We start from the raw sequence: 23,356 nt of genomic DNA on the forward strand, positions 1-23,356 counted from the left end.
CGGGTCAGTACGACCCGGTCTGTCTAGATAACTAGACATTTGTGACAAGCGAAGGAATCCCCATGGACACCCCCCCACACCTGGCGCGTGCGCAATGGATGTCACTGCTCGCGCAAGCCGAGCCAGCCGAGCTGGCACAGGCCATGGAAGCGTTTGCGCCACCTGCCGATGCCACCACCTGGCTGCGACCGCCGCAGACCGGCCTTTACATGTTGCGAGGCCGGATTGGCGGCACCGGACCGCAGTTCAATCTTGGAGAGGTCAGCGTGACCCGCTGTAGCGTGCAGATCGGCGAGCGCATCGGCCACGCGTGGGTGCGCGGCAGCAACGCTCGTCACGCCGAACTGGCCGCTTGCGCCGATGCGTTGATGCAGGACGCCGATCAACACCCACATTTGCACGCACAGGTATTGGAGCCCTTGCGCCAGTCCCTGCATGGACGCCGCGCGACCGCCAGTCGAAAGGCGGCAGCGAGCAAGGTGGAGTTCTTCACCGTGGTGCGGGGCGAATGATGCTTGCCGCCTTTGCCCACCCCGTATTCGATAGCCAGCGCAACTTTCGCGAGCTGCTGCAGGCCATGGCCCGACCCGCTGTTCCGCGCCTGGTGCCGACGCCGGCCGCGGCGCCTGCCCCGATCTTGCCGGCAACCATGGCCGTCTTGCTGACCTTGTGTGACGCCGATACGGCACTTTGGCTGCAACAGCCCAACGAAGAGGTGGCATCGCACCTGCGCTTCCACGCCGGTGTGCGGCTGGTGCAGGAGCCAGCCGATGCTGATTTTGCGCTGATCACCGAACCGTCCTCGATGCCGCCGCTGGCCCGGTTCGCCCATGGCGAGCTGCGCTATCCGGACCGTTCGGCCAGCCTGATCGTGCAGGTCGAAGGCTTTGACGGCAACGCCGGCAGGCGCTTCGCGGGCCCCGGCATCAACGACGTCGAACAGCTGGCGATCGCAGGCTTGCCGGCCGAGTTCTGGCAACAGCGTGCCGCGATGAGCGCGCAATTGCCGCTGGGTGTTGACCTGATCTTTATTTCCGGGGAGCGCATGGTCGCGCTGCCACGTACGACCCGCGTTTTGGAGGATTGAATGTACGTTGCCGTCAAAGGCGGCGAGCAGGCCATTACCCGCTCGCTGCAACTGCTCGCCGAAGCGCGTCGAGGCGATCTGGCCACACCCGAGTTGACGCTGGATCAGATTCGCCAGCAGTTGCGCCTGGGTGTTGCCCGGGTCATGCAGGAAGGTTCTCTGTACGACGAGGAGCTGGCGGCGATGGCGATCCGCCAGGCCGCTGGAGACATGCTGGAGGCGATCTTTTTACTGCGCGCCTATCGCACCACGCTGCGCCGCTTCGGCTACACCCAACCTCTGGATACCAATGCGATGCGCGTGCATCGTCGCGTTTCGGGCACCTTCAAGGATGTGCCCGGCGGTCAGGTGCTTGGCCCAACCTACGACTACACCCAGCGCTTGCTTGAGTTTGAATCCGCTGCGACGAGTGAGCCGGTAGAGGCAGCGGAGCCGCTGCCGGATGCAATGCCCCGCGTGCTCGACCTGCTGGATGCCGAAGCCTTGATCGAGCGCATCGATGCCGGCACCGACCCCGAACCTGCCGACCTTACCCGTGAGCCGTTGATGTTTCCGGCCGATCGCGCCACCCGCCTGCAAAACCTTGCGCGCGGTGATGAGGGCTTCCTGCTTGGGATGGCCTATTCCACCCAGCGTGGCTATGCCGAAACCCATCCCTTCGCGGGCGAAATCCGTATGGGCGAAGTCGATGTGCTGATCTGCCCGGAGGAGCTTGGCTTCACCATCGAGATCGGCTCGATCACTTTGACCGAGTGCCAGATGATCAACCAGTTCCATGGTGGCAACGGCCTGCCCCCACAGTTCACGCGCGGCTATGGCCTGTGCATGGGCGAAGGCGAGCGAAAGGCGATGTCGATGGCGCTGGTCGACCGCACGCTTCGTTGCGACGAACTCGGCGAACCGTCGTATGCGCCGGCACAAAACCATGAGTTCGTTTTGTCGCATTCGGACAGCGTGGAAGCCTCCGGCTTTGTGCAGCACCTGAAATTGCCACATTACGTGGACTTCCAGGCGGAACTGTCGCTGCTGCGCACGTTGAGTGCGCAGCATGCGCAGCGTGCCAGGGACGAGGAAGTCACCACGCAGGAGACCTCGTCATGACGTCGAACTACAACTTCGCGTTCCTCGACGAGAACACCAAGCGCATGTTGCGCCGCGCCCTGCTCAAGGCGGTGGCGATTCCCGGCTACCAGGTGCCGTTCGGTAGTCGTGAGATGCCACTGCCGTATGGCTGGGGTACCGGCGGTATCCAGCTCACCGCTGCGCTGCTGGGGCCGGATGATGTGCTGAAAGTGATCGACCAGGGCGCCGACGACACGACCAACGCGGTGAATATCCGCCGCTTTTTCGCCCGCGTAGCCGGAGTGGCGACGACCGAACGTACGATTGAAGCAAGCGTGATCCAGACTCGCCATCGCATTCCTGAAACACCACTGCGGGAAGATCAGATCCTGGTGTTTCAGGTACCCGAGCCGGAACCTCTGCGCACGCTCGAGCCACGCGAGGCGGAAACCCGCACCCTGCACGCGCTGGCCGACTACGGATTGATGCACGTGAAGCTGTATGAAGACATCGCCCAGTACGGGCACATCGCCACCAGTTACGACTACCCGGTGCTGGTCGACGGCCGCTTTCTTACCTCGCCGTCACCGATACCGAAATTCGACAATCCCAAACTGGATCATTCGCCGGCGCTGATGCTGTTCGGTGCAGGTCGTGAGAAGCGGTTGTACGCGATTCCTCCCTACACGCGGGTCGAAAGCCTCGCCTTCGAGGATCACCCCTTCGAGATCCAGCGCTGGGAACACCAGTGCGAACTGTGTGGCGCGGATGAAAGCTATCTGGACGAAGTCGTCGTGGACGATCTTGGCTCACGCATGTTCGTGTGCTCCGATACCGACTACTGCGGCCAGCGCCGCGCGGAGCAAGCCGCATGAGCGCCCTGCTGCAAGTGCGCGGACTGAGCCACAACTACGGCCAACGCATCGGCTGTCAGGACGTGAGCTTCGATCTGCATCCGGGCGAACTGCTGTGCATCGTCGGCGAATCAGGCTCGGGTAAATCGACCCTGCTGAAAACTGCGGCGGCACAACTCACTGCAAGTTCGGGTTCGGTGCGCTACCACCAGCGCGATGGCGCCTGGCTGGATCTGGATGAGCTGAGCGAGGCCGACCGTCGTCGCCTGGCTCGCGAGGAATGGGGTTTCGTTACGCAGAACCCTCGCGACGGATTGCGCCTCAACGTCAGTGCGGGTGCCAACGTGGCCGAACGCTTGATGGCGCTGGGCATGCGCAATTATGGCCAGCTGCGCGAAATCGCCAGGGGTTGGCTGGAACGGGTCGAGATCGATCCATCGCGAATCGACGATCCGCCGACGGCCTTCTCTGGCGGCATGCAACAGCGCCTGCAGATCGCCCGCACGCTGGTCACCCAGCCCAGACTGGTGTTCATGGACGAGCCGACGGCCGGCCTCGATGTATCGGTGCAGGCGCGCATTCTCGACCTGCTGCGCCGGCTGGTGAATGAACTCGGGCTGGCCGCGGTGATGGTCACCCACGATCTCGCCGTTGCACGCCTGCTGGCCGCGCGTACGATGGTGATGCAGGGCGGTCGCGTCGTCGAAACCGGGCTCACCGATCAGATTCTCGACGACCCGCAGCACCCCTACACCCAATTGCTCGTTTCCTCGGTGCTGACCACATGACCGCTTCCACCTCTGCACCCTCAACGTCAGCGATGCTCCAACTTCGCGGCCTCGGGAAATCGTTTGAACTGCATCACCAGCACGGTGCCCGTCTCGATGTCCTCGACGAAGTGGAGCTGACTCTCCACGCTGGCGAATGCGTGGTGCTGTCCGGCCCCTCCGGCGTGGGCAAGAGCAGCCTGCTGCGGGTGATCTACGCAAACTACCGACCCAGCCGTGGCGTGGTCCGCGTGCGCCACGATGGCGACTGGCTCGACCTGGCCGAGGCCACGCCGCATCAGGTGCTCGAGGTGCGGCGGCGCACGCTGGGCTATGTCAGCCAGTTCCTGCGGGTGATTCCGCGCGTGCCGGCGCTGGACATCGTTGCCGAACCGCTGCTCGAAACGGGCTTGTCCACGCAGGAAGCGCGGCAGCGCGCCGGTACCCTGCTGCATCGTCTGAATGTCCCCGAGCGACTTTGGCTACTGCCGCCGGGCACATTCTCCGGCGGCGAACAGCAGCGCGTGAACATCGCCCGCGGCTTGATCGTGTCGCGGCCCTTGCTGTTGTTGGACGAGCCGACCGCCTCGCTCGATGCCGACAACCGCGTCGTTGTCGCCGAACTGCTGGAAGAAGCACGCGCGGCCGGCTCCGCTGTGCTCGGCATCTTCCACGACGAGGACATGCGCGACCGCGTCGCCACCCGTCTGTTTCCGATGCGCCCCTTCCAGATCACCTAATCTCAACTCATCGGCTCCCCTATGAATGACTTCGTTCTGACCAACGCCCGCATCGTACTCGACGATCGCGTCATACACGGCACCTTGATTGCCCGAAACGGCTTCATCCGACTCGTGGACGAAGGACTGACTCAAGCGCCCGGCGCCATCGATTGTGATGGCGACTACGTGATCCCCGGCCTGATCGAACTGCATACCGACAACCTGGAAAAGCACCTGATGCCACGCGCCGGGGTGCTCTGGCCGGCGCTCCCGGCCGTGCTCACCCATGACGCGCAAGTCGTAGCCGCCGGCATCACCACCGTCTTCGACGCGTTGTCGGTGGGTGACCTGGAAGAGGAAAGCGTGCGCATCGAGACCCTGCAAGGGACATACGATGCCATCCTCGCCGGCCAGGCCAGCGGCGCGCTGCGCGCCGATCACTGGATCCACCTGCGCTGCGAGCTGGCCTATCCGCGCCTGCTCGAGGCCCTGGAACCACTGATGAACCACAGCAGCGTGCGCCTGCTGTCGTTGATGGATCACACACCCGGTCAGCGCCAGTACCGCGACATCCAGCAGTACCGCAAGTACTACAGCAAGAACCACATGAGCTGGACAGAAGACGAGTTCGCCGACATGGTGAGCCGCCGGATTGATCAGCAGGCCACCTACAGCAAGCATCATGAGAGCGCGGTGCTATCGATGGCGCTGGGCAAGGAAATCGTGCTGGCCAGCCATGACGATACCGATGCCCAGCAGGTGGAGTATGCGCATCGCATCGGCGTGACCATCTCCGAATTTCCCACCACCCACGAAGCCGCGGAGGCGGCGCGGAAGCATGGACTGGCCACGGTCATGGGCGCTCCCAACGTGGTACGCGGCGGCTCACACTCTGGCAATGTCGCCGCACTGGAGCTGGCCCAGGCCGATCGTCTGGACCTGTTGTCCTCCGACTATGTGCCGGCGAGTCTGCTGCACGGCGCCTTCATGCTGCACACCCAGGCTGGCTGGTCCATGCCACGCGCCATAGCCACGGTGGCAGGCAATCCTGCAAAGGTGCTTGGCCTCGATGATCGTGGCCAGCTCAAACCCGGCTATCGTGCAGACGTGGTGCGTATGCGCGTTGCGGATGGTTTACCGATCGTGCGCAATGTCTGGGTACGCGGCGAGCGCTCTTTCTGAGTAACGTTGGGCATTGTCGGATCGCCATCCGCTTCAGTTTCGCCGCGTGAATGAAGTTCTGTCCGAAAAAAGCCCGGCATACGCCGGGCTCCTTTATCAACCAGTGGCAAGAATCAGAAGCTGGCGCGCACGCCCACGCTGTAGGTCTGGCTGCTGTTGTTGTTCACCGTCAGGCCGCCATGCAGAGCCCAGACCGGGCTGAAGCTGTAGACCGCACCAAAGTCCGCGTAGAAGCCTTGGACACTGTGATCGCCATCGTGGTAACCGAGGTATGCGTTGAGCGTCAGATCATCGGTGACGCGACCCATCACGCCGGTGGTGACGAAGTAGGTGTTGGCATTGGCGTGCGCGCGGTACGTGGTGTTGCAGTTGAAGTCAGCGCAGACGTCGGCGTGCACGCCGTCGTGGCTATAGGCCACCCGGGAGACCCAGTCGACTTTTGAACCGATGGCATTGGCGAAGCCGAAGCCAAGCGTCCACGGCTTGTTGCTGAGGCTGTAGTGCTGGGCGGAGAAATCGCTGTAGCTGCCAAAGACGTGGAAGTTGTCAGCGAACTGCCAGGAGCCGCTCAGGATGCCGCCGTCCTGCTGGTTCTCGCGGTAGTGCGAGCCTACGTAGGCGTAGTCCAGCTGTACATAGGTGTAGCCGATGCCATTGGCCTGCGTTGCGTTGGCGGCGATCGGGGTGGCGATCGAAGCGATGGAGGCGACAAGCGCCAGAGCCAGAAGTGTCTTCTTCATAGGGATAAAACGTTCCTTGTGGGATAAAAATTGGAGCCCGGGCGGCTTCCGTATTTGGCCCGGCACAGGGAACAGGGGCTATAAGAATTTTCTGAAAAATGTACTTTTTTGTAATCGATCAGCGCGTTCGCATGCGGCTGCGGCCTGCATCGCTGAACGCGACGTCAGTGAAATTACGTACGACGTCACGGCGGATGGCATGCGCCAGATCGCCCACACGCAGCTGCTGAGCCTCGCTACGGCGTCGCCAGCCACCAGGTTAATCCACAGGCAAGCGCAGCCGCTCCGCAACCCATCGGCGCGCGTGGACATGGAAGAAAGGTAGGCACAGCCAGTGCCCAGCTGGCGGCGCGCTACTCCCAGACGCCGCTGCATCCGTGGCCGGCTTGCCGTTACATCGTCTGCTTGCCGTAACGGTATTCGGCCAGCAGCCACAGCTTGCGCTGGCTGACGGTGAAGCTGTCGGCGCGGTAGTCGCCGTATTGCAGTTCCAGGCTGAAGCGTGCGGTAAGGCTCGCGCGTACGCCGAAGTCGATTTCGTCACCGTAGCGCGCGCCGGGACCGGTGGCGGGCTGGAAGTCGTGGTAGGTCAGCTGCCAGGCCAGGTCGTGCCACGGCAACTCGCCGTGCAAGCCGCCATAGGTGTCGACCAAACCGTGCGGAGGAATGCTGAAGACGCCGACCCAGCCGTCGAAGCTGTGACCGGAACCGTAAGCGATGTTGAACGCCGTATGGCCGTTGCCACCAAGCGATTCCTGACCCGCGCGCGCAGCCAGGTAGGGCAAGCCGTAGCTGAGCTCGAACAGGTGATAAGGCAGACTGAAGCGCTGCGGATTGTTGGCGTAGTTGTATTGCTGGGCCCCCTCCAACGTCCAGGCCAACTTGGTCTGATCGCCCAGCAAAGACGCACTGCCGGTCCAGCGTGCGCCTTCGGTACGCACGGAATCGGCCGCAATGGTCAGGTTTTTCACGAAGTAGCCGTACGCGGTCAACGTGCCCAGCGGCAGCACCTGATCCAGGTGCAGCAACTTTCCGTCGAGCTTCCAGCGGCGCTGGTTGACGTCGAAGAAGTCCTCTCCCACGGTGCGGTTGACCTGGTTGATCCAGTCGGCGCTCAGTGTGGTGCCGCTGCCCAGCTTCAGGTATGTGGTGATGCCGTCAAACGATTGCGGATTCTGCCGCCAGAAATTGGTGCTGAAGAAGCGCCTGTCGTCAATGTTCAGATACTGGCGACCGACGCGGATCCCGGCCTGACCATTGTCGTAACCCAACCAGGCACTGCTGAGTTCGGTCGACGGTGGATCGGGTTCTGCTGGGTAGGGCGTGCGTCGACCGGTATTGTCGTTATATTGCCGGCCGAACAGCGACGACACCTTGGTGCCCTCCGCATACGCGGCAAGATGCGGCGTCAAAGCCCACAGATAGCCCAGTTGAAGGCGTAGCGTATGGGCATGCCCGGTGTCCGCCATATTGTCCTGATGCAGCGTACTGTCTCGATAACGCAGGCCAATATACGGCGTGTTGACATAGGTATTGTCGTCGGCGTGCACGACCTGCGCCAGCAGCAACACGGCAAGCAGGCCATATTTAAAACGAGTCATTTCGAATCCCAGGGGGTGGCTCTAAGGTGAATCCAGTTTGGGCACGGGCCGCTGATCCGGAAAAATGAAGCGTTGACATATGGATATGCCGACAAATATGTTTCTGTAAACAGGTCGAAGCGAATTTGGCCACCGAGATGTAAAGACGTCCAAATGAACCACAGATAGGAAGGCTACAGGACCGAGTAACGTTCTCCGTGTCTTTTACCTCGTCTTCGCTCGGGCCCTGACGCAATCGCAACCACATTCAAGGTAGACGGAAAAATCGACAACCAGCGGCGCAGAGCGGTGATGCCTTTGCGAGGCCGCGGTCCGACGGACATAAGCAAATGGATTTTGACAATTTCGCGGCAGACGCCGTAGCGAATAGGCTGACCGTTCTATCCGGCATAGGGAGACGGCTATGAAGAAGTTCCTGTTGATGCTTGGCCTGCTGAGTGCATTGTTCGCCGCAGCGGCGCCGGCCAAGGACGTCACGTTGTTGAACGTGTCTTATGATCCCACTCGCGAGCTGTACCGCGACATCAACGCGGCATTTGTTGCTCAGTGGAAAGCGCAGCACGGAGATGCCGTGACGATCAACATGTCGCATGGTGGATCGGGCAAACAGGCGCGCTCCGTCGTCGATGGGCTGCCCGCCGATGTCGTCACGCTCGCGCTGGCGAATGACATCGACGCCGTAGCCAGCCGCGGATTGATCGCCAAGGATTGGCAGAAGCGCCTGCCGGACAACGCTTCGCCGTATACATCCACCATCGTTTTCCTGGTGCGTAAAGGCAACCCGAAAAGCATCAAGGATTGGCCCGACCTGATCAAGCCGAATATCCAGGTGATCACTCCCAATCCGAAGACCTCCGGTGGCGCTCGCTGGAATTTCCTTGCCGCATGGGGCTATGCGCTAAAGCAGCACGGTGGCAACGAGACAAAAGCAAGAGCCTACGTGCAGGCGCTCTACCAGCACGTGCCGGTGCTGGATACCGGCGCCCGCGGCGCGACCAACACTTTCGCGCAGCGAGGAGTCGGCGACGTGCTGGTAGCGTGGGAAAGCGAGGCGCTGCTGGCACAGCGTGAATTGGGCAAAGATACGTTTGACATCGTCGTACCCTCCATCAGCATTCTGGCCGAGCCACCGGTTGCCGTGGTCGACAAAAATGTCGACAAGCACGATACACGCGCCGTCGCGGAAGCCTACGTAAAGTTTCTCTACTCGCCACAGGCCCAGGCGATTGAAGCGAAAAATTTCTATCGACCACGTTTGTCGGCGGTGTCGGCCCAATTCGCCGCGCAGTTTCCCAAGGTGAACACCTTCACCATCAACGATGTATTCGGTGACTGGCATCAGGCACAAGCGAAGTTCTTTGCCGATGGCGCCATTTTCGATCAGATCGGTCCCGGGCACTGAAGGGCATCATGCGTCGACGCATCCTGCCCGGTTTTGGGCTCAGCCTCGGATACGCGCTGACGTATCTGGGACTGATCGTGCTACTGCCGCTGGTGGCACTGGCATGGAAGGCGTCCGGCATCGGTGTGGGCGGCATGCTGCATCTGCTGAGTTCACCGCGTACGCTGGCGGCGCTCAAACTGAGTTTCGGTGGCGCCATCCTGGCGGCCATCATCAATGTCTGCTTCGGCCTGCTGGTTGCCTGGGTGCTGGTCCGTTATCGATTCCCCGGACGCCGCCTGTTCGACGCCCTGGTCGATCTGCCATTCGCGCTGCCCACAGCCGTCGCTGGTATTGCGCTGACGGCGCTCTATGCGCCCAACGGCTGGCTGGGTCACTGGCTCAAACACTACGGTATCCAGATTGCCTATGCGCCGCCGGGCGTAATTCTCGCGATGGTCTTTGTCGGCTTTCCGTTTGTCGTACGCACGCTTCAACCGGTGCTCGAATCGTTGGATCGCGATGTGGAGGAAGCCGCTGAAAGCTTGGGCGCCAGCCACGCACAGACGTTTTTCCGCGTCATCCTTCCGATGCTTGTGCCGACATTGCTGACGGGTTTCGCGCTGGCGCTGGCCAGGGCGGTGGGTGAATACGGGTCGGTGATTTTCATCGCGGGCAACATTCCCATGCGCTCGGAGATCGCACCACTACTTATCGTCGAGAAGCTTGAGGAGTTCGACTATGCGGGGGCTGCTGCATTGGGCACCGTCATGCTTATCGCCTCGTTTGCATTGCTGATCCTGATTGCCGTGCTGCAACGCTGGAGCGGTCGCTGGGCGGAGCAGCTTCAATGAACAGACCAAGACGGCGACCGCACTGGTCACGACGGATCGGCCACGTGCTGCTGGTGTTGGCGGCGACGGCCTTCCTGACCATTTTTTTGGCGCTGCCGCTGGCCGTGGTTTTTGTGGAAGCTTTCAGGCAGGGTCTGCGTGCCTATCTATCGGCGATTGGACAACACGAAGCGCTGATGGCCATCCGCCTGACCTTGCTGGTGGCAGCGATTTCCGTACCGTTGAATGTTGTGTTCGGCGTGGCGGCGGCTTGGGCGATGGCCCGCTTCGAGTTCCGCGGCAAAGCACTACTCGGTGCCTTCATCGATTTGCCGTTTTCAGTTTCACCGGTGATCTCCGGCCTGGTCTATGTGCTGCTGTTTGGAGCGCAAGGCTGGTTCGGTCGCTGGCTTGAGCTACACGACGTCAAGATTATTTTTGCGATACCTGGCCTGGTACTGGCAACGATTTTCATTACGCTGCCATTCGTCGCGCGCGAGCTGATCCCCCTGATGCAGTCACAGGGCTCCGATGAAGAAGAAGCCGCCCGTGTGCTGGGCGCTGGCGGATGGCAGATGTTTTTCCGGGTGACCCTGCCGAATATTCGCTGGGCACTGCTGTATGGCGTGCTGCTGTGCAACGCCCGCGCGATGGGCGAATTTGGTGCCGTGTCGGTCGTATCCGGGCATATCCGCGGGCTCACCACGACCATGCCACTGGAGGTGGAGATGCTCTACAACGAATACAACTACGTCGGCGCGTTTGCCGTCGCAACGTTGCTCGCACTACTGGCGCTGGCGACGTTGTCGATCAAGGCGCTGCTGGAATGGCGATATGGTGACGAGATCGCCGCTCATGCACCGGGCGGCCATTGAGATGGGACATAAAGACCACCGATGACTTTGGAACTCTCCCATCTGAGCCGCCGGTTCACTGACTATCCCGCGCTGGATGATGTCAGCCTGGTCATTGCGCCCGGCGAATTTCTCGCCTTGCTCGGACCGTCCGGATCGGGAAAGACCACGCTGCTGCGCATCCTGGCGGGGCTGGACTACCCGGATGCGGGAACCGTGCAGCTGGACGGCGATGATTTTCTGGCGGCGCAAGCGCACAAGCGCAAAGTTGGGCTGGTATTCCAGCACTACGCATTGTTTCGGCACCTCACCGTGGCGGAGAACGTGGCCTTCGGGCTGCGCGTGCGATCGCGCAAAGCACGACCGTCGCGCGCGCAGATCGCCGAACGCGTGCAGCAGTTGTTGAAACGCGTGCAACTGGACGACCACGGTCATCGCTACCCGTCGCAGCTGTCCGGTGGCCAACGCCAACGGGTGGCGTTGGCGCGTGCACTGGCGGTCGAGCCTGATCTGCTTTTGCTCGATGAACCTTTTGGCGCGCTGGATGCGCAGGTAAGGGTCACGCTGCGTCGCTGGTTGCGTGAACTGCATGAGGATCTGCAGCTCACCACCGTCTTCGTCACGCACGATCAGGAAGAAGCCCTGGAGCTCGCCGACCGTATCGCGGTAATGAATCGCGGCCGAATTGAACAGGTCGGTTCACCCGAGGTGATCTATCGGCAGCCGGCAACACCCTTCGTCTGCGAATTCATCGGCAAAGTGAACAAGATTCCGTTGACGTACGCGAACCAGCGACTGAGCGCAGGTGAATGGGTGCTCGAAGGGCACCCCTGGAATGGACGCCATGCGAATGTCGTCGCCTACGTACGCCCGGAACATCTGTCGCTCGGCGGTACCGACACCCAGCCGGGCTGGACGGCCCGGCTTCGACATGTCTATCTGGCAGGTAGCGTGGCCCATCTGGAACTCTATGTTCCCTCGATTGACCAGACGCTGGAGGCCGATGTAGCAGGCGAGGACGTGGCTCGACTGGGACTTCAGAGCGGTGCGGAACTACGTGTCGCACCACGCAACGCCATCGTGTTCACCCTGAGCGAACAAGCGGGCGAAACATCCGCCGAGGGACGCTGGGTCTGGCAGGCTTGAAAGCACCGGACGGATCGTTCGTCCTACACGTTAGGCAACGGAAGCTCAGTAGAACGCCTTCACCACATTGTTCAAACCAAGCCCGAGTACGGCCGTGGCCGCAAGCAGCGTTGCTGCACGCGGCGATACCTTGCGTGCGAACAGCGCTCCGAGTGGCGCCGCGGTCACGCCACCGCAGATGAGGCCCAATACCGCGGTGCCGTGGGGTGCGCCCATATGCAGCAGGAAGCTGACGCTGGCGGCGGCACTGACCACACACTTTGCCAGATGCACGGTGCCGATAACCATGCGCGGCGTGGCGCCACGAGCGACCAGAGTGGTGACGGTAAGCGCGCTCCAGCCGCCGCCGCCCATGGCGTCGGCGAAACCGGCTACCAGCCCCAGCGGCGGCGGGCTGCGTGGCGCGTCGTTGCTGGGACGACCGCCGCCACGAAAGTTGCGTAGCAGCAAAAAAATTCCGGTGCCAAGCAAATAGGGTGTCAGCACCAACCGCATCCACGTCGCGGGTACATGGCTAACCACATAGGCACCGATTACCGCGCCGATCACGCCAGGTATCACCAGGCTCCAGAAAAGCCGTCGACGCACGTTGCCAGCCAACAGATGGCTGATGCCCGACGCACCGCAAGTGAAGGTTTCCGCGTAATGCACGCTGGCGCTGGCCAACGCAGGTGGCAAGCCCAGCCCCAGCAGCATGGCGGCCGAAACCACGCCATAAGCCATGCCGAGCGCGCCGTCGACCAGTTGGGCGAACACGCCGACCGCGGCAAAGGTAAGGAATTCGGGAAGCGGTGCCATGACCATCGCAATGCAGGGAGTGGGGCGAGTATTGGCAGCCCACCTCGTCCGAGGAAATAAGGCCTTGGCATATGCACATGCCGATACTTCCTTTCACATGGCGTTAAGTAAAGATTAATTTCAGACGCCAAGAAGTCTAGACGTCCAAAGGACAAGTACGTGAACGCCGTCGTTGCTCCCGAATTTCTGCCTACTCCGTTGAATACCGACAAGAGCGCCTTGCTGGCCCGGCTTGTCGAGGGTCTGCAGCCTGCCGAGCTTTACTGGGTGGCCGCGTGGAGCGCGTCACTGGCAGCACAGGCACCATCGCAAAGTAGCGCTCCACTAGCCGTGCCATCGCCGGTCAAGGCGGTCGGCGAACGCCTCACGATTGTCTACGGCAGCCAGACCGGTAATGCGAAGCGCATCGCCGAGCAGCTGGCCGAACGTAGCGAGGCAGCGGGCCTGCCGGTGCGCTTGGTACGCGCCAATGCCTATCCGCATCGCGAGCTGGCGCAGGAACGCTACCTCGCGGTGGTGATCAGCACGCAAGGCGAAGGCGAGCCGCCGGATGATGCCCGCGGCTTCGTGGAGTTTATTGCTGGCAAGCGGGCGCCGAAGCTGCCGTCACTGCAGTTTGCCGTACTTGGCCTTGGCGACTCGAGCTACCCACAATTCTGCGTGATCGGTCGCCAGCTCGACGCGCGGCTGGCCGAACTCGGCGGCGCCCGTTTCGCGCCGTTCGGCGAAACGGATGTCGATGTGGAAGCGGTCGCCAAACCGTGGCTGGACAAGACGCTCGAGCAGGCCCGCGACGTGCTGAAGAGCATCGCGCCAGCTGCGCGCATCAGTCCGCTGCACGCCGTGTCGAACCGGTCCACCTACTCGCGCGAGCGGCCGTTTGCGGCCACCGTGCTGGCGAACCAGCGCATCGTGGCGCGCGACAACGCGCGCGACGTGCGACATGTCGAGCTGTCGCTCGCAGGCTCGGGGCTGCAATACGCACCGGGTGATGCGCTGGGGATCTGGCCGAGCAACCCGTCGGTGCTGGTCGAGCAATGGCTGGCCGCCCTGCAACTCGACGGCGCGCTGGACGTGACCCATGAAGCCCGCACGCTAACGCTGACGCAATGGCTCACTCGCGAGCGCGAGATCACCCGACTCAATCGCAGCTTCGTCGCGACACTGGCTGCCACCAGCGGACACGCCGAGCTGATACGGGTGCTGCAGGTGGAGAACGCGGCGGACTTTTCGGCACTGCTAGCCAGTGACCAGCCGATCGATCTGCTGCGCCGCTACCCGGCAATATGGAAGCCCGAGGCACTCGTCGCTGCTTTGCGCCCCCTGACCCCGCGCCTGTATTCGATCGCGTCCAGTCCCCAGTTGGTAGGCGACGAGGTGCACCTGACCGTGGCGGTGGTCGATTACGAGGCCCACGGCAGCCCGCACTTTGGTGCCGCATCCGCTTTCCTGGCGGCGACCGACGAAGACGGCAAGGTACCGGTGTTCATCGAGTCGAACGAGCGCTTCCACCTGCCGGCCGACAGTACCCGCGACATCATCATGATCGGACCAGGTACCGGCGTGGCACCGTTCCGCGCATTCGTGCAGGAGCGGCAGGAAAGTGGTGCCAGTGGCCGCAACTGGCTGTTCTTCGGCAATCGCCATTTTGCGCAGGACTTCCTCTATCAGGTCGAGTGGCAGGAGGCATTGAAACAAGGCGCACTGCATCGCCTCGACCTTGCGTTTTCGCGCGACCAATCGTCCAAGACCTATGTCCAGGACCGTCTGCGCGAACAGGGCGCCGAGCTGTACGCCTGGCTGCAAAACGGCGCTCATCTTTACGTCTGTGGCGATTCCGCGCATATGGCGAAGGACGTACACGCCGCCCTGATTGAAGTGATCACCATCCACGGCAAGCAGTCACCCGACGACGCGAAAGCCTGGCTCAACGAACTCCTGCAGCAGGGCCGCTACGCCCGCGACGTGTACTGACATGACAACCGCACTCTCCGATTTCGAACGTATCAAAGCCGGCAGCAACTATCTGCGCGGCACGATTGCCGAAGGCTTGGCCGATCCAGTCACCGGCGCAATCAGCGACGACGACAACAAGTTGCTGAAGTTTCACGGCAGCTACCTGCAGGATGATCGCGACCTGCGCGAGGAGCGTCGCCAGCAAAAGCTCGAGCCCGCGTATGCGTTCATGCTGCGTGCGCGATTGCCCGGTGGCGTAGTGACACCGGCGCAATGGCTGGTGTTTGATCAGATCGCACGGGACTACGCGAACGGCACGTTGCGCATCACCACGCGGCAGACGTTTCAGTGGCACGGCATCATCAAGCGCAAGCTCAAGCCCACCATTGCCGCGATCCACCACGCCCTGGCCAGCACGATCGCAGCCTGCGGCGACGTGGTGCGCAACGTCGTGAGCACCTCGAATCCGATGGAATCGGAAGCGCATGCGGAGGCCTATGCCTGGGCCGTGCGCCTGTCCGACGATCTGGCGCCACAGACGCGCGCATACCATGAGATCTGGCTCGATGGCGTCAGGCTTGACGACAAAGCGTTGGCTGGCGAATCGAAGCCGCTCGTGACGGAACAGGAGCCGCTTTATGGCGCCACCTACCTTCCCCGCAAGTTCAAGATTGGCCTGGCGATTCCACCGCTCAACGATGTCGATGTGTTCGCACAGGATTTGGGCCTGATCGCGATCATCGAGGCAGGCACGCTGCGCGGTTTCAACGTGGCGATTGGCGGCGGCATGGGCGCGACGCAGGGCGACGCGAGTACCTATCCACGCCTGGCCAGCGTCATCGGCTTCGTGACGCCGCAGCGATTGTTCGCCGTTGCCGAAACAGTAGTTCGTGTCCAGCGTGACTGGGGTAACCGCAGCGAGCGCAAGCACGCGCGGCTGAAGTACACCCTCGATCACCGCGGCCTCGAGGCATTCAAGGAGGAACTGGAGTCGCGTCTTGGCTTCGAGCTAGAACCGGCACGCGCCTATCACTTCGAGCACAACGGCGACCGTTTCGGTTGGGTCGAAGGCCACGACGGATGCTGGCACCTGACCTTGCACATCGAATCCGGTCGCCTCGCTGACGTCGGTGCCCACCGGTGGCTCACCGGTTTGCGCGAGCTGGCTCAGGTGCACACCGGCGACTTCCGCATGACCTGCAACCAAAACGTGATCGTGGCCAATGTTGCCGCAGCCGATCGCGAACGCATCGATTCCATCGTGCAAGAACACGGTCTGGACGGCTATCTCAAGCAGAGTGGCATTCGTCGCCACGCCGTCGCCTGCGTCGCCCTGCCCACGTGCGGGCTGGCGATGGCTGAGAGCGAGCGCTATCTCCCAGGGCTGCTGCCGAAACTCGAACAGCTGCTCGATCGGCATGGTCTCGCCGACGCGCCGATCCTGCTGCGCCTGTCCGGCTGCCCGAATGGCTGCTCACGGCCGTACCTCGGTGAGATCGCGCTGGTCGGTCGCGGGCCGGGGCGCTACGACTTGCGGCTTGGCGCTGACTTCAGCGGGCAGCGGCTCAACACCATTTATCGGGAGAATGTGGACGAGGCGGCGATCCTCGCCGCACTCGATCCACTGTTCGAACGCTATGCGGCGGAACGAGGGCCCGGCGAAGGCTTCGGCGATTTCTTGCTCGGCAATGACCTGTTGCGCACCGAGCCGAATCACTCCAGGCAGATTCCCGTGCAGGTGCTGGCATGAGCGCGCTGGACCTTCCACCAAAGACCGACGACCCGCGCGCGCTCAAGGCGCTGAACACTGCGCTGGCAAAATTGGGCGCGGAAGAACGGGTGGCCTGGGCGCTTGAGCACACGCCAGGTCAGCACGTGCTGTCGTCGAGCTTCGGCGCACAGTCCGCGGTTTCACTGCATCTCGTCACACGGCAGCAGCCGGACATTCCGGTGGTGCTGATCGATACCGGCTATCTGTTTCCGGAGACGTATCGGTTTATCGACGAACTGTCCGAACGCTTTGCGCTGAACCTCAAGGTGTATCGACCGCGCATCGGCATCAGCTGGATGGAGGCGCGGTACGGTCGGCTATGGGAACAAGGTCTCGAAGGCCTGGATCGCTACAACAGCATCCGCAAGGTCGAGCCGATGCAGCGCGCGCTGGACGAACTTGGCGCCACCGGCTGGTTCGCCGGGCTGCGCCGGAGCCAGTCCCGCAGTCGCTCTGACATCGCGTTCGTCGAATGCAGAAATGACCGCTGGAAATTCCATCCGCTCGCCGACTGGAGCGACCGCGACGTGGGCATGTATCTGCAGCGCCACGGCCTGCCCTACCACCCGCTGTGGGAAAAGGGCTACGTGTCGATCGGCGATATCCACACGAGCCGCCGCTGGGAGCCTGGCATGGACCCGGAAGACACCCGCTTCTTCGGACTCAAGCGCGAATGCGGATTGCACAGCATCGCGTGACCCCGCATGCCGTCGCGTGGCGATGGCCTGCCCTTTCTAATGTTCACCCCGATCGGAAACACACCATGAGTCACGCTGCAGTTGCTCCTGCTCCAAACCGGAAACTCGTTCCGGACAATGAGCTGATCGCCCCGCACGGCGGGGTACTGAAAGACCTGTATCTGCCGCATGCCGAAGCCGAAGCGCTGAAGCAGCGCAGTGGCAGCTTGCCGGGCGTCGATCTGAATATTCGCCAGCTATGCGATCTGGAGCTGTTGCTGAGCGGCGCGTTCTCCCCTTTGGAGGGTTTTCTCGGACGCCACGACTACGACCGCGTCGTCGAAGAACTGCGCCTCGCTGATGGCACGCTGTGGCCGATCCCGATCACGCTGGACGTGAGCGAAGCATTCGCCGCGAAGCTCGCGTCCGGCAGCGAGGTCGCGTTGCGCGATAGTCAGGGCGTGCCGCTCGCGGTCCTGGAAGTGCAGGACATCTACTGGCCGGATCGGCTGCATGAGGCGAAGCGTGTGTTCGGCAGTACCGACCGCCTGCATCCTGGTGTGGCCGAACTGCTTGAGCACACGCAGCCGGTGGCGCTTGGTGGCCGAGTGCGCGGCATTCAGCCACCGGCGCACTACGACTTTGACGAGTTGCGCGATTCGCCGCGCAGCCTTCGTGCATGGTTCGCCGAAAACGGCTGGACGCGCATCGTCGCGTTCCAGACGCGCAATCCGATGCATTGCGCGCACCGCGAGCTGACCCTGCGCGCCGCGCAGCAGGTCGGCGCGAAGTTGCTGATTCAGCCATCCGTAGGCCGTACCAAGCCGGGCGACGTCGATCACTACACGCGTGTGCGTTGCTACCGCGCGCTTCTGCCGCAGTACCCGCAGGACAGCGCGAAGCTGTCGTTGCTGCCGCTCGCGATGCGCATGGGCGGCCCACGTGAGGCGCTGTGGCACGCGATCATCCGCAAGAACTACGGAGCCAGCCATTTCATCGTCGGGCGCGACCATGCCGGCCCGGGCAAGGATTCCCGCGGCCAGCCGTTCTACGGCCCGTTCGACGCACAACTGCTGCTGGAGCAATACCAGGACGAGCTCGGCATCCAGATCGTGCCGTTTCCGGCAATGGTCTACGCAGCGAATCGCGACGCTTACCTGCCGTCCACGGAGGTCACGCATGCCGATACGGTGCGCGACATTTCCGGCACCGAACTGCGCAGGCATTTGCACGAGGGCACCGAGATCCCTGCGTGGTTCAGTTTCCCGGACGTGGTGAAGATTCTGCGCGACCGCCATCCGGTGCACGCGCCTCGTGGCTTTGCGCTGTTCTTCACCGGTCTGTCCGGAGCCGGGAAGTCGACCATCGCACAGGCGTTGATTGCGCAGCTGCTGGAACACACCAGCCGCCCTGTCACCGTGCTCGATGGCGACGAGGTGCGCAAGCATCTGTCTCGCGGACTGGGCTTTTCACGCGAGGATCGCGCCGCCAACGTCACCCGTATCGGTTATGTCGCCAGCGAGATCGTGCGCCATGGCGGTATCGCGATCTGCGCACCGATCGCGCCATTTGCCGATGCCCGCAACGAAGCCCGGGCGCTGGTCGAAGCACACGGCACGTTCGTCGAGATCCACGTCGCCACCGCACTGGACGTCTGCGAGGCACGCGATCGCAAAGGTCTCTATGCCCAGGCACGCGCCGGCAAGATCACCCACTTCACCGGCATCAGCGACCCCTACGAGGTACCGGAAAATCCGGAGTTGCGCCTGGACGGAAACTCGGCCGAGCCCGCGGTGCTCGCACGGCAGATTCTCGCGCTGTTGCGCAACGAGGGACTGATCGACGGCTGATGCCCGAGTGCCTGCTCAAATATCCCTTTGCCCGCGCAGGTCACGCGCGGGACGTGGTTTGTGGGAGCGTACCTTGTGCGCGAAGCCTGCGGGGAAACCTTGTGGGAGTGACTTCAGTCGCGATGCTCTTGATGTGCTGTGGAGAAGCATCGCGACTGAAGTCGCTCCCACAAGAGATTTACGCACTCAGGCCACGTCGAGCAACGACGCCTGTCGCTCCCGCCAATGCGGCACGGCAGGCCAATCGGTAAGCGGCGGATCGCTGGCCAGTGCGCGCACGACGTCACGGCGGTCCAGATGCGGCGCGAATTGGCTGATGAACTCCAGCACGTAGTCGCGTTGCACACTCTCCCGACGCAACACGATCCAGGTCGTGCACTGCGGGAACAAATGGTCGGCCGGTAGTGCCTGCAAATCGGTGTCGCTGGGCAACACCGCCATCTCGGCCAGCACACCGATACCCAGACCCGTGCGCACGTAGGTTTTGATCAAGTCGGCATCACCGGCCGTCATGGCGATCTGCGGGCGTAGACCCGCAGCGTCAAACGCGCGGCGCAGCGATGATTCGGCCTTCAGTGAGGATTCGTAGCTGACCAGCGGCAGCTTGGCCAATTCGTCCAGCGTTGGCAGCTTTTTGCGCTTGGTCAGCGGATGGCCTTGCGGCGCCAGGATCACCCGCTGCCATCGATAGGCCGGCAGCGCGATTCCGACGGCTGGCGGCGCGCCGGCACTGCTGACCACCGCCAGATCGACGCGACGGGCTTCCAGCTGCGCCAGCACTTCGGCGTCGCGGCCGGGCTGCAGATGCACGCTGACCTGCGGATAGCGCTGATTGAGCGCGCCGATCGCCGGAGGCAGCGCAAAGCGTGCCTGGGTATGGGTGGTTGCGATGCGCAGCTCGCCGCACGCCTCGTTGCGCAGATTCGCGGCGATCGAACGGATATTTGCCGCCTCGGCAAGGATCGTGCGGGCGCGCTCGAGCACGTGCTGGCCGGCATGGGTTACCGCATCGAGGCTCTTGCCCTTGCGCACAAACAGCTGGAAGCCGAGCTCGTCCTCAAGCTGCCGGAGCTGCTTGCTCAGACCTGGCTGGGTGGCATGCACCCGTTCGGCGGCGAGCGTGATGTTGAGGCCGGAGTCGGCGATGGCAATGAGGTAGCGCAGCTGGGTAAGCGTCATGGCGGATGGCTCGTGAGCGGTCGGGGTCAATGGATTGATACGCGAACGGGGCACGGGGACATCGCATGGAACGAACCGGCATCGCGCAGGACATGCTGGTATGGACGGCCATGTGGTCGTCGCGAGGGGGCATGCCGTGGTGGTGATTACCGAACATAGTTAGACGTCTATACGTCCAATCGTTGAAACTGTCAAGTTTTTGTTACCTTGAGCAGTCTCATAACGTGGCGGCATATGTGTGACGGTATAAATCATTTGCCGCACGTAACAGCGGCCCCGTAGCGTGACTTTCCCCTCGTTGTATGTCCCGTAGGTTCACGCCATGAAGCTCTATCCGATATTCGCCGACCTCACCCACCGTGCTGTTCTGGTGGTGGGCGGCGGTGCCGTGGCCGAACGCAAGATCGCCGCACTGCTCGGTGCCCAAGCGCAGATCACGGTAAACGCCGACGCGTTGACTCCACAGCTGCGGCGCTGGGTGAACGAGGGTCGCATCGCCTATCGCGCCGATGCATTTCAGGACGGTTGGCTCGACCGGATCTGGCTGGTGATTGCTGCCACTTCCGACCGCGAGCTGAATCGACAGATTGCAGCATTCGCCGAATTGCGGCGCATCTTCGTCAACGTGGTGGATGACGCTGCGTTGTCGAGCTTTCATGTGCCGGCCGTGGTCGATCGAGCGCCGCTGACCATCGCCATCTCCAGCGGCGGTGAGTCGCCCATGCTGGCGCGATTGCTGCGCGAACGGCTGGAAACGCTCCTCGATCATTCGCTCGGCGCGCTGGCTACGTTGACGGCACGTCTGCGCAAGCGCATTCGCCTGCGTCATCCGCAGATGGCCGCGCGTCGACGCTTCTACGAGGGCCTGTTTGCCGGCCAAGCAGCCACGCTGCTGCGCCAGGGTCGGCCAAGGGCGGCGCTGGCAGCGGCCGAAGATGCCTTGGCGACGGCATCAATGGAGTTGTCCGGCTCGGTGGTCCTGGTCGGCGCAGGCCCCGGCGATCCGGGCCTGCTCACGCTGCGTGCGTTGCGTGCGTTGAACGAGGCCGATGTGATCCTGCACGACCGCCTGGTCAGCGCCGAAGTATTGGAACTGGCGCGGCGCGATGCCGAGCGCATCGAGGTCGGCAAACAGGCCGGCAATCACCACACCACGCAGGACGACATCCACTCGTTGCTGCTGGAACATGCGCGGGCCGGCAAGCGCGTGGTTCGCCTCAAGGGCGGCGATCCGTTCGTGTTCGGCCGCGGCGGCGAAGAACTGGAATTCCTGCGCGGGCACGCCATCCCCTATGAAGTGGTGCCTGGCATCACCGCTGCGGTGGCCTGCGCCGCCTATGCCGGTGTGCCACTGACGCATCGTGACTACGCGCAGTCGGTGCGCTTCGTCACCGCCCACTGCCGATCGTCGCTGGACACGCTGGACTGGGTTGCGCTTGCACAGGAGCGACAGACTCTCGCGGTGTACATGGGCGTGGGTGAGCTGGGCGTGCTGCAGGCTCGGCTGATTCAGCATGGGCGTGCCGCATCGACGCCGTTCGCGCTGATCGAGAACGGCTCGCGGGCCGAGCAGCGCGTGGTCACCGGCACGCTGGCGCAGTTGGCCGAACGCGCGGCCGGCCACGCGGTGCGCTCACCCGCCTTGCTGATCCTGGGCGAGGTGGCCGCACTGGCCACCTCGCTGGCGTGGTTTGGCCAGCACCCGCTGGGCGCGGCAGTGCACGATATCCGCGATGCAGCGCAGCTCAAACCCTCGTCTGACCGGCTTTCAACTGAGCCCGGGCGGCACGCGAAACCGCAGGCCCACGCCGATCTCCTGGTAGCAATCCATCGCGCCTGATCCAAATTTTTTACATGCGCGGACGCATCATGTCCCGCGCTGTTCCACCTAGGCCCCATGGAGTAACCCATGATCTACGACAGCATCCTCGACACCATCGGCAATACACCGATCGTCAAACTCCATCGGCTCGCGCCGAAACACGTGGAGATTTACGTGAAGGTGGAGGCGTTCAACCCCGCCGGCTCGGTGAAAGATCGTCTCGCCCTGGCGATCATCCTCGACGCGGAACAGAGCGGCACGCTCAAGCCCGGCCAGACCGTGGTGGAAGCAACCTCCGGCAATACCGGCGTCGCCCTGGCAGCGGTTTGCGCGGCGCGCGGCTATCCGTTCGTGGCGGTGATGAGCGAAACCTTCTCGATCGAACGGCGCAAACTGATTCGCGCCTACGGCGGCAAGGTGTTGCTGACGCCGGCGGCGGCACGTGGCAGCGGCATGGTGCAGAAAGCGGCGGAGCTGGCGGAAAAGCATGGCTGGTTCCTCGCGCGCCAGTTCGAGAATCCGGCCAATCCGGCCTATCACCGCAACACCACCGCACCGGAAATCCTGCGCGATTTTGCCGGTCGCCGGCTGGATTACTTCGTTACCGGCTGGGGCACTGGCGGCACGCTTACCGGCGTTGGCGAAGTGCTGAAGGTGGCGCGGCCAGAGGTGAAGATCATTGCCACCGAACCGGCTGGCGCAGCACTGCTGTCCGGGAAGGAGTGGCAGCCGCACAAGATCCAGGGCTGGACCCCGGATTTCGTGCCCGCCGTGCTCAACCGCAAGGTCGCCGATGAGATCATCCTGATCGACGACGTGCTCGCCCGCGACACCTCGCGCGAACTGGCGCAGAAGGAAGGCATCTTCGTGGGCATCTCCTCCGGCGCCACGTTGGCGGCCGCACTGAAGGTGGCCGCGGATGCACCGAAGGGCTCGGTCCTGCTGGCGATGCTGCCGGACACCGGTGAGCGGTATCTGTCGACATTCCTGTTCGAGGGTGTCAACGAGGGTTCCGACGAAGTCGAGTAGCGTCGCGGGTCAGGCTAATTGCGCCCTTTGCTCGTCATTCCTGCG

21 protein-coding genes are annotated in these 23,356 nt (G+C 62.9%); 17 read left to right on the forward strand and 4 right to left on the reverse strand.

All coding sequences use genetic code 11. The features are described from left to right. Window positions 1-62: 62 nt before the first annotated feature. From phnG to HDE77_RS09780, 7 genes are read left to right on the forward strand one after another with little or no spacing between them, the layout of a single operon-like run. Window positions 63-512 carry a phosphonate C-P lyase system protein PhnG gene (gene phnG / locus HDE77_RS09750; protein ID WP_184417130.1) on the forward strand — a complete coding sequence of 150 codons (450 nt, stop codon included), beginning with the start codon at window positions 63-65 and terminating at the stop codon, window positions 510-512. Next, window positions 509-1,087, forward strand: coding sequence for a phosphonate C-P lyase system protein PhnH (gene phnH, locus HDE77_RS09755; protein ID WP_184417131.1), 579 nt, complete (start codon window positions 509-511; stop codon window positions 1,085-1,087). The genes phnG and phnH overlap by 4 nt, the downstream gene beginning before the upstream one ends. Next, entirely contained in the window at window positions 1,088-2,188 is a 1,101-nt protein-coding gene (locus HDE77_RS09760; RefSeq protein WP_184417132.1) for a carbon-phosphorus lyase complex subunit PhnI, read from the forward strand. It begins immediately after the preceding gene. Further along, entirely contained in the window at window positions 2,185-3,024 is an 840-nt protein-coding gene (locus tag HDE77_RS09765) for an alpha-D-ribose 1-methylphosphonate 5-phosphate C-P-lyase PhnJ (RefSeq protein WP_184417133.1), read from the forward strand. Before HDE77_RS09760 ends, HDE77_RS09765 begins: the two co-directional genes overlap by 4 nt. Further along, complete coding sequence (phnK, locus tag HDE77_RS09770; RefSeq protein ID WP_184417134.1) at window positions 3,021-3,791, forward strand: phosphonate C-P lyase system protein PhnK; 771 nt, start codon at window positions 3,021-3,023, stop codon at window positions 3,789-3,791. Before HDE77_RS09765 ends, phnK begins: the two co-directional genes overlap by 4 nt. After that, a complete protein-coding gene (phnL, locus tag HDE77_RS09775; protein ID WP_184417135.1) occupies window positions 3,788-4,510 on the forward strand; it encodes a phosphonate C-P lyase system protein PhnL in 723 nt (240 codons plus the stop codon). Before phnK ends, phnL begins: the two co-directional genes overlap by 4 nt. Window positions 4,511-4,531: 21 nt before the next feature. After that, the gene (locus HDE77_RS09780) at window positions 4,532-5,674 is read left to right on the forward strand and encodes an alpha-D-ribose 1-methylphosphonate 5-triphosphate diphosphatase (protein ID WP_184417136.1); all 1,143 of its coding nucleotides are present in this window, start codon (window positions 4,532-4,534) and stop codon (window positions 5,672-5,674) included. A gap of 113 nt (window positions 5,675-5,787) precedes the next feature. Here the strand turns inward: HDE77_RS09780 and HDE77_RS09785 are convergent, their stop codons facing one another. Next, window positions 5,788-6,414 carry a hypothetical protein gene (locus tag HDE77_RS09785; RefSeq protein WP_184417137.1) on the reverse strand — a complete coding sequence of 209 codons (627 nt, stop codon included), beginning with the start codon at window positions 6,412-6,414 and terminating at the stop codon, window positions 5,788-5,790. A gap of 392 nt (window positions 6,415-6,806) precedes the next feature. Next, window positions 6,807-8,015, reverse strand: a complete 1,209-nt coding sequence (locus HDE77_RS09790; RefSeq protein ID WP_184417138.1) for an alginate export family protein — start codon at window positions 8,013-8,015, stop codon at window positions 6,807-6,809. Window positions 8,016-8,418: 403 nt separating this feature from the next. On the opposite strand from HDE77_RS09790, the gene HDE77_RS09795 reads away from it, so the two are divergent. Genes HDE77_RS09795 through HDE77_RS09810 form a run of 4 tightly spaced genes read left to right on the forward strand, consistent with a single transcriptional unit; the run spans window position 8,419 to window position 12,229 of the window. Further along, entirely contained in the window at window positions 8,419-9,417 is a 999-nt protein-coding gene (locus HDE77_RS09795) for a sulfate ABC transporter substrate-binding protein (protein ID WP_184417139.1), read from the forward strand. Between the two features lie 8 nt (window positions 9,418-9,425). Beyond that, entirely contained in the window at window positions 9,426-10,250 is an 825-nt protein-coding gene (gene cysT, locus HDE77_RS09800) for a sulfate ABC transporter permease subunit CysT (protein WP_184417140.1), read from the forward strand. After that, window positions 10,247-11,104 carry a sulfate ABC transporter permease subunit CysW gene (gene cysW, locus HDE77_RS09805; RefSeq protein ID WP_184417141.1) on the forward strand — a complete coding sequence of 286 codons (858 nt, stop codon included), beginning with the start codon at window positions 10,247-10,249 and terminating at the stop codon, window positions 11,102-11,104. The genes cysT and cysW overlap by 4 nt, the downstream gene beginning before the upstream one ends. A 21-nt stretch (window positions 11,105-11,125) precedes the next feature. Then, window positions 11,126-12,229, forward strand: coding sequence for a TOBE-like domain-containing protein (locus HDE77_RS09810; RefSeq protein WP_184417142.1), 1,104 nt, complete (start codon window positions 11,126-11,128; stop codon window positions 12,227-12,229). A gap of 45 nt (window positions 12,230-12,274) precedes the next feature. Here HDE77_RS09810 and HDE77_RS09815 read toward each other — a convergent pair whose 3' ends face one another. After that, window positions 12,275-13,027: a sulfite exporter TauE/SafE family protein gene (locus HDE77_RS09815; protein ID WP_184417143.1), complete on the reverse strand. Its 753-nt coding sequence runs from the start codon at window positions 13,025-13,027 to the stop codon at window positions 12,275-12,277. 159 nt (window positions 13,028-13,186) lie between these two features. Between HDE77_RS09815 and HDE77_RS09820 the strand changes: the two genes are divergently transcribed. From HDE77_RS09820 to HDE77_RS09835, 4 genes are all read left to right on the forward strand, one after another. After that, a complete protein-coding gene (locus HDE77_RS09820; protein WP_184417144.1) occupies window positions 13,187-15,001 on the forward strand; it encodes an assimilatory sulfite reductase (NADPH) flavoprotein subunit in 1,815 nt (604 codons plus the stop codon). A gap of 1 nt (window position 15,002) precedes the next feature. Further along, window positions 15,003-16,733, forward strand: coding sequence for an assimilatory sulfite reductase (NADPH) hemoprotein subunit (gene cysI / locus HDE77_RS09825; RefSeq protein WP_184417145.1), 1,731 nt, complete (start codon window positions 15,003-15,005; stop codon window positions 16,731-16,733). Further along, entirely contained in the window at window positions 16,730-17,452 is a 723-nt protein-coding gene (locus HDE77_RS09830; protein ID WP_184417146.1) for a phosphoadenylyl-sulfate reductase, read from the forward strand. Before cysI ends, HDE77_RS09830 begins: the two co-directional genes overlap by 4 nt. A gap of 65 nt (window positions 17,453-17,517) precedes the next feature. Then, complete coding sequence (locus HDE77_RS09835) at window positions 17,518-19,281, forward strand: bifunctional sulfate adenylyltransferase/adenylylsulfate kinase (protein ID WP_184417147.1); 1,764 nt, start codon at window positions 17,518-17,520, stop codon at window positions 19,279-19,281. A 186-nt stretch (window positions 19,282-19,467) separates the two neighbouring features. Here HDE77_RS09835 and HDE77_RS09840 read toward each other — a convergent pair whose 3' ends face one another. After that, window positions 19,468-20,460, reverse strand: a complete 993-nt coding sequence (locus HDE77_RS09840; RefSeq protein WP_184417148.1) for a LysR substrate-binding domain-containing protein — start codon at window positions 20,458-20,460, stop codon at window positions 19,468-19,470. A 322-nt stretch (window positions 20,461-20,782) separates the two neighbouring features. On the opposite strand from HDE77_RS09840, the gene cysG reads away from it, so the two are divergent. Both cysG and cysK read left to right on the forward strand, forming a co-directional pair. After that, on the forward strand, window positions 20,783-22,300 hold the full coding sequence (gene cysG / locus HDE77_RS09845) for a siroheme synthase CysG (protein WP_184417149.1): 1,518 nt from the start codon (window positions 20,783-20,785) through the stop codon (window positions 22,298-22,300). Window positions 22,301-22,369: 69 nt separating this feature from the next. Beyond that, the gene (cysK, locus tag HDE77_RS09850) at window positions 22,370-23,311 is read left to right on the forward strand and encodes a cysteine synthase A (RefSeq protein ID WP_184417150.1); all 942 of its coding nucleotides are present in this window, start codon (window positions 22,370-22,372) and stop codon (window positions 23,309-23,311) included. Window positions 23,312-23,356 lie beyond the last annotated feature (45 nt).

The organism is Rhodanobacter sp. MP7CTX1 (assembly GCF_014205795.1).
Taxonomy (GTDB): Bacteria; Pseudomonadota; Gammaproteobacteria; order Xanthomonadales; family Rhodanobacteraceae; genus Rhodanobacter.

Excerpts from the sequence above, each read along its gene's own strand:
- phnG (WP_184417130.1), top strand. The coding sequence starts at position 63 with ATGGACACCCCCCCACACCTGGCGCGTGCGCAATGGATGTCACTGCTC.
- phnH (WP_184417131.1), top strand. The coding sequence starts at position 509 with ATGATGCTTGCCGCCTTTGCCCACCCCGTATTCGATAGCCAGCGCAAC.
- HDE77_RS09760 (WP_184417132.1), top strand. The coding sequence starts at position 1,088 with ATGTACGTTGCCGTCAAAGGCGGCGAGCAGGCCATTACCCGCTCGCTG.
- HDE77_RS09765 (WP_184417133.1), top strand. The coding sequence starts at position 2,185 with ATGACGTCGAACTACAACTTCGCGTTCCTCGACGAGAACACCAAGCGC.
- phnK (WP_184417134.1), top strand. The coding sequence starts at position 3,021 with ATGAGCGCCCTGCTGCAAGTGCGCGGACTGAGCCACAACTACGGCCAA.
- phnL (WP_184417135.1), top strand. The coding sequence starts at position 3,788 with ATGACCGCTTCCACCTCTGCACCCTCAACGTCAGCGATGCTCCAACTT.
- HDE77_RS09780 (WP_184417136.1), top strand. The coding sequence starts at position 4,532 with ATGAATGACTTCGTTCTGACCAACGCCCGCATCGTACTCGACGATCGC.
- HDE77_RS09785 (WP_184417137.1), bottom strand. The coding sequence starts at position 6,414 with ATGAAGAAGACACTTCTGGCTCTGGCGCTTGTCGCCTCCATCGCTTCG.
- HDE77_RS09790 (WP_184417138.1), bottom strand. The coding sequence starts at position 8,015 with ATGACTCGTTTTAAATATGGCCTGCTTGCCGTGTTGCTGCTGGCGCAG.
- HDE77_RS09795 (WP_184417139.1), top strand. The coding sequence starts at position 8,419 with ATGAAGAAGTTCCTGTTGATGCTTGGCCTGCTGAGTGCATTGTTCGCC.
- cysT (WP_184417140.1), top strand. The coding sequence starts at position 9,426 with ATGCGTCGACGCATCCTGCCCGGTTTTGGGCTCAGCCTCGGATACGCG.
- cysW (WP_184417141.1), top strand. The coding sequence starts at position 10,247 with ATGAACAGACCAAGACGGCGACCGCACTGGTCACGACGGATCGGCCAC.
- HDE77_RS09810 (WP_184417142.1), top strand. The coding sequence starts at position 11,126 with ATGACTTTGGAACTCTCCCATCTGAGCCGCCGGTTCACTGACTATCCC.
- HDE77_RS09815 (WP_184417143.1), bottom strand. The coding sequence starts at position 13,027 with ATGGCACCGCTTCCCGAATTCCTTACCTTTGCCGCGGTCGGCGTGTTC.
- cysI (WP_184417145.1), top strand. The coding sequence starts at position 15,003 with ATGACAACCGCACTCTCCGATTTCGAACGTATCAAAGCCGGCAGCAAC.
- HDE77_RS09830 (WP_184417146.1), top strand. The coding sequence starts at position 16,730 with ATGAGCGCGCTGGACCTTCCACCAAAGACCGACGACCCGCGCGCGCTC.
- HDE77_RS09835 (WP_184417147.1), top strand. The coding sequence starts at position 17,518 with ATGAGTCACGCTGCAGTTGCTCCTGCTCCAAACCGGAAACTCGTTCCG.
- HDE77_RS09840 (WP_184417148.1), bottom strand. The coding sequence starts at position 20,460 with ATGACGCTTACCCAGCTGCGCTACCTCATTGCCATCGCCGACTCCGGC.
- cysG (WP_184417149.1), top strand. The coding sequence starts at position 20,783 with ATGAAGCTCTATCCGATATTCGCCGACCTCACCCACCGTGCTGTTCTG.
- cysK (WP_184417150.1), top strand. The coding sequence starts at position 22,370 with ATGATCTACGACAGCATCCTCGACACCATCGGCAATACACCGATCGTC.